The following is a 5,055-nucleotide window of genomic DNA, read 5'->3' on the forward strand; positions in this document are numbered from 1 at the left end:
GCCTTGCTCTTGGTCCGGGGTTCCGGTCTGGGGTTGGCGGGGGGGGGTAACCGCCCACTATTTACCCCTTGGCCGGGGCGTTGCCCGCCCCTTTGTGGGTTTGGTTGGCGGCGGGACTCCCGCGAAGCCGGTGAACGGACAGATCTTCAGCTTCGCGGCTGACGCCTCTCCCACAACCTCAACTACAGCCAGGCTTTGGTTCAGGCAAAGTGGCGCTGTCACGCCAGCCCGCCCTGCGCCGTCCTGCCTCCATGAACGCCGAATCCATCTTCCAGACCCATCGCCCGCGCCTGCTGGCACTGGCCTACCGCATGCTGGGCAGCCGTGCAGATGCCGAGGACGTGTTGCAGGACGCCTGGCTGCGCTTAGCGGGCAGCGACACCGCCGACATCCGCGACGCCGAGGCCTGGCTGGTCACCGCCACCACCCGACTCAGCCTGGACCGCCTGCGCGCGGCCAAGCGAGAGCGCCAGCACTACCCCGGCCCGTGGCTGCCGGAACCATTGCAGGTCGAACTGTCGCCCGACACCGCGACCGACCCTGCACAGATCCATGCCGTCGCCAATGAAGTCTCCGTCGCCTTCCTGACCCTGCTGGAGCAACTGAGCCCGGACGAGCGCGCCGCTTTCCTGCTGAAAGAAGCCTTCGACCACGACTACTGCCAGATCGGCAGCCTGCTTGGCCACAGCGAGGCCAACTGCCGGCAACTGGTGCGTCGGGCCAAGCAGCGCCTGCAGGCCGGTGCACCACGCTTCCAGCCGGCGCCGGCACAGCATAGGCAGCTGCTGCAGCGCTTCATGGAAGCGGCCCAGCGTGGTGACAGCCCCGCCATCCAGGCCCTGCTGCATGCCAATGCCGCCCAGTTCTCCGACGGTGGCGGCATCGTCACCGCTGCCATCCGCCCACTGCGGGGCGCCGAGCGCATCGGCCGCCTGTACTGGGCCATCGCCCGCCGCGGCGCTGCCCTGCCCGCCCAACTTGGCTACGTCAACGGCGAGCTGGCAATCCTGCGCTTCGCCGAAGGCAGGCTGGCCTCATTCACCACCATCGAAGTGGTGGATGGGCGCATCGCCGCCCTTTACAGCGTGCTCAATCCAGAAAAGTTGCCCCCACTTGTCACGCACGAAGCCGCTGCTGCGTCCTTGTAACGAAAGACGGCCATCGTGGCCGTCTGGAGAAACCTGATGTCCGCTACCACCTTCCCCCGCGTGCCCTACACCCGCCTCGCCGCCGATGCCTTCAAGGGCCTGCTGGCCACCAGCAAGGCCGTGCATGACAGTTCCATTGAGCACGAGCTGCAGGAGCTGGTGTTCCTGCGCGTATCGCAGATCAACGGCTGCGGTTACTGCATGGACATGCATGCCACCGCACTGCGCAAGGCCGGCATCGAACCACGCAAGCTCGACACGCTGCCTGCCTGGCACGAGAGCCGCTTCTTCGATGAGCGCGAGCGCGCCGCGCTGGGCTGGGCCGAGGCAATGACCCGGCTGCCGGATGGCGCGCCCTCGCAGGCGGCCTTTGACGCGTTGAGGCCGCATTTCGACGACAAGGGCATCAGCGACCTGAGCATGGCCGTGGCGGTGATCAACGCCTGGAACCGGCTTGGAGCCAGCCTGCTGCCGCCGCTGCCTTGATCGTTTGAACAACCCAAGGCCATCAATCCAGACCGGGCTGATGGCCGCAACCGGCGCCACACCGCACAATACGGCGCATGGGAACCCTTGTACTGATCCTCGACCTCATCGGCACCTTCGTCTTCGCCCTGTCCGGGGCAACGATGGGCGTGCGCCGGCGGCTGGATATCTTCGGCGTGCTGGTGCTGTCGTTCGCGGCGGCACTGGCCGGCGGCATCACCCGCGACCTGCTGATCGGCGCTACCCCGGTGGCGGCGATCAGTGATTGGCGCTACCCAGCCATCACCCTGGCTGCAGGCATCGTCACCTTCTTCTGGGCGCCCTTGATCGAGCGTATGCAGTACCCGGTGCGCATGTTTGATGCGATGGGACTGGCGCTGTTTGCCGTAGCCGGTACGCAGAAGGCATTGGCGTATGGGATTGATCCGCCGATGGCGGCTGCCTTGGGCATGTTGACCGGCATTGGCGGCGGCATTGCCCGTGATGTACTGCTGGCGCAGGTGCCGCTGGTGCTGCAGGCCGAGTTGTATGCGGTTGCTGCGTTGGCGGGTGCTGCGGTGGTTGCGGTGGGTTACTGGCTGGGATTGCCGCCGCTGCCCTGTGCCTTGGTTGGCGCTGGCTTGTGCTTTGGTTTGCGGATGATGGCGATGCATTTCGGTTGGCACCTGCCGGTGGCCTTGCAGTCGTCGGAGCCACCGCCGCCGGAAGGGCCGCGGACTTGAAGTAAGCGGTGTGGGCTTGGGGGATTTTCGCCCCCCGTTTTTATATCGTCATTCCCGCGAAGGCGGGAATGACGGCACAAGCAGAAGCACGAGCCAAAGCCAAAGCCCCCCTCCCCGACCCTCCCCTTGCCTTCGGCAAAGGGAGGGAGCGAAGCAAAGCCTCCCAAGTAACAACAAACTCACACCCCATCCGCCATCGTGGAAGTCCCGCATCAAAAGGACCCAACCATGGCCGCAGAACGCTCCGACACCCTGATCGGCGATGAAGTCGTCCACACCCTTGGCCAGCAGGCACAGACCTCGCAGGTACTGGTCCAGGTCAAGGATGGCCAGGTGACCTTGTCCGGCGACGTACCCAGCACCGAGGTCAAGCACAAGGTTGAAGCGGTCATCGCCGCCATCGAAGGCGTGCGCAACGTGGTCAGCCATCTCAATGTCGACAACGGCAAGCGATCGTTCGGTAGTGCAGGCGAGGCTGTCCGTGACAACCCGGACGGTCGCGACGATGCCCAGGTGGGCGATATCGACCTTGGCAAGGACGGTTGAGCACCTTGAGGCAGCGGGCCCAACACATTGCAGGTAACCTGAACCCGCACCTCGCCGCTTGAGTCCCCCATGCCCCACCCCGAGCCCGCTCCCACCAAGAAACCCAGCTTCCGCGAGCGCGTCGATGCGATGCGCAACCTGCCGCCCTTCCTGCGACAGGTGTGGCAGACCAGCCGCTGGCTGACACTCGCCAGCCTCGGCCTGCGACTGGTCCGCGCGTTGATGCCGGTGGCGATGCTGTACGTGGGCAAGCTGATCATCGATGAAGCGGTGCGCCTGGCTGGTGCTGGTCCGATGCCGCCGCTGGCAGAGGCGTTCTCCAGCGGCCATCTCAATCTCCTGCTTGAGTTGCTGTTGCTGGAGTTGGCCATCGCGATCGGCTCGGACCTGCTTGGCCGACTGATCAACTACGCCGATTCGCTGCTGTCCGAGCTGTTCACCAACGCCACCAGCGTGCGGCTGATGGAGCACGCCGCCGAGCTCGACCTGGAGGATTTCGAGGACCCCGACCTGCAGGACAAGCTGGACCGTGCACGCCGCCAGACCATGGGCCGCATGAGCCTGATGAGCCAGCTGTTCGGCCAGGTGCAGGACACCATCACCGTCATCAGCTTCGCCGCCGGCCTGATCGTCTACGCCCCCTGGTTGATCGTGCTGCTGGCGATTGCCCTGGTCCCGGCCTTTATCGGCGAATCGCACTTCAACACCCTGGGCTACTCGCTCAACTTCAGCTGGACGCCGGAGCGCCGCCAGCTTGACTACCTGCGCCAGGTCGGCGCCAGCGTGGAGACGGCCAAGGAGGTGAAGATATTCAACCTCAACCGTTTCCTGATTGATCGCTACAAGCTGCTGGCCGAACGCTTCTACAAGGCCAACCGTGCGCTGGCCCGCAAGCGTGCGATCTGGGGCACGCTGCTGGCCGCCTTGGGCACCCTGGGCTATTACGCCGCCTATGGCTATATCGCCTGGCGCACCATCCGCGGCGACTTCAGCATCGGCGACCTGACCTTCCTGTCCGGCAGTTTCCTACGCTTGCGCCAATTGCTGGAGGGCCTGCTTACCGGTTTCTCGCAAGTCGCAGGGCAGGCGCTGTACCTGGATGATCTGTTCTCGTTCTATGCCATCGAACCGGAGATCCGCTCGCGTCCGGATGCCATCGCCATACCGCGGCCGATCCACGAAGGCTTTGTCTTCGACAACGTCGGCTTCCGCTATCCGGACGCCGAGCGCTGGGCCGTCCGCAACCTCAGCTTCCATCTGCAAGCCGGTGAGGTGATTGCCCTGGTTGGCGAGAACGGCGCCGGCAAGACCACCCTGGTCAAGCTGCTGGCCCGCCTGTACGACCCGGACGAAGGCCGCATCCTGCTTGATGGCCGCGACCTGCGCGATTACGACCTCGACGACCTGCGCGCCAACATGGGCGTGATCTTCCAGGACTTCGTGCGCTACCACTTGTCCGCTGGCGAGAACATCGGCGTTGGCTTGGTCGAAGCCATGAGCGACAAGGAGCGTATCCGCAATGCCGCACGACGTGCGCTGGCCGATGAAGTGATCGATGGTTTGCCGGCAGGCTATGACCAGCTTATCGGGCGCCGCTTCAAGTCTGGCGTGGACCTGTCCGGCGGCCAGTGGCAGAAGATCGCCATCGCCCGTGCTTATATGCGCGATGCGCAGGTGATGATCCTCGACGAGCCGACCGCAGCCCTGGATGCGCGTGCCGAGTTCGAGGTATTCCAGCGATTCAAGGAGCTGTCGGACAACCGCACTGCCGTGTTGATCTCGCACCGTTTTTCATCGGTGCGCATGGCCGATCGCATCCTGGTGCTGGCCGACGGTCGCATCGAAGCCAGCGGCACCCACGAAGAGCTGATGATCGAAGGCGGCCGCTACGCGGAGCTGTTCGAGCTGCAGGCAGCTGGATATAGATAGCAAGCTGTAGTGCCGAGCCATGCTCGGCAGGGGCATTCCAAGTCAAAGCCCAAAGCCACCCCTCCCCAGCCCTCCCCTTGGCCTGTGGCCAAAGGGAGGGAGCGTAGTGCCGAGCCATTCTTTGCAGAGAGCCCCACCTGTAGTGGGGGGGGCGGGGGGCGAGCGCGCCGCACGCGCAGAGACCAAGAAGACAACGAGCGTCGCGCCCGGCACAGACCGCCACC

General features: G+C 64.9%; 5 protein-coding genes. All 5 read left to right on the forward strand.

Annotation, left to right across the window (positions count from 1 at the left end):
• Positions 1-251 precede the first annotated feature (251 nt).
• The 5 genes from sigJ to AC1VWL_RS19130 all read left to right on the forward strand — a co-directional run bounded on the left by sigJ (position 252) and on the right by AC1VWL_RS19130 (position 4,831).
• The gene (sigJ, locus tag AC1VWL_RS19110) at positions 252-1,148 is read left to right on the forward strand and encodes an RNA polymerase sigma factor SigJ (RefSeq protein WP_482987730.1); all 897 of its coding nucleotides are present in this window, start codon (positions 252-254) and stop codon (positions 1,146-1,148) included.
• 36 nt (positions 1,149-1,184) lie between these two features.
• Positions 1,185-1,634 carry a carboxymuconolactone decarboxylase family protein gene (locus tag AC1VWL_RS19115; RefSeq protein ID WP_481514550.1) on the forward strand — a complete coding sequence of 150 codons (450 nt, stop codon included), beginning with the start codon at positions 1,185-1,187 and terminating at the stop codon, positions 1,632-1,634.
• 77 nt (positions 1,635-1,711) lie between these two features.
• The gene (locus AC1VWL_RS19120; RefSeq protein WP_481534187.1) at positions 1,712-2,356 is read left to right on the forward strand and encodes a trimeric intracellular cation channel family protein; all 645 of its coding nucleotides are present in this window, start codon (positions 1,712-1,714) and stop codon (positions 2,354-2,356) included.
• Between the two features lie 228 nt (positions 2,357-2,584).
• Complete coding sequence (locus tag AC1VWL_RS19125) at positions 2,585-2,902, forward strand: BON domain-containing protein (RefSeq protein WP_482987731.1); 318 nt, start codon at positions 2,585-2,587, stop codon at positions 2,900-2,902.
• Positions 2,903-2,971: 69 nt separating this feature from the next.
• Positions 2,972-4,831, forward strand: coding sequence for an ABC transporter ATP-binding protein (locus tag AC1VWL_RS19130; RefSeq protein WP_482987732.1), 1,860 nt, complete (start codon positions 2,972-2,974; stop codon positions 4,829-4,831).
• Positions 4,832-5,055 lie beyond the last annotated feature (224 nt).

Source organism: Stenotrophomonas sp. STEN063 (assembly GCF_056854515.1).

Bases quoted from the DNA above. Each gene is read 5' to 3' on its own strand.
- sigJ (WP_482987730.1), top strand. From the start codon at position 252: ATGAACGCCGAATCCATCTTCCAGACCCATCGCCCGCGCCTGCTGGCA.
- AC1VWL_RS19115 (WP_481514550.1), top strand. From the start codon at position 1,185: ATGTCCGCTACCACCTTCCCCCGCGTGCCCTACACCCGCCTCGCCGCC.
- AC1VWL_RS19120 (WP_481534187.1), top strand. From the start codon at position 1,712: ATGGGAACCCTTGTACTGATCCTCGACCTCATCGGCACCTTCGTCTTC.
- AC1VWL_RS19125 (WP_482987731.1), top strand. From the start codon at position 2,585: ATGGCCGCAGAACGCTCCGACACCCTGATCGGCGATGAAGTCGTCCAC.
- AC1VWL_RS19130 (WP_482987732.1), top strand. From the start codon at position 2,972: ATGCCCCACCCCGAGCCCGCTCCCACCAAGAAACCCAGCTTCCGCGAG.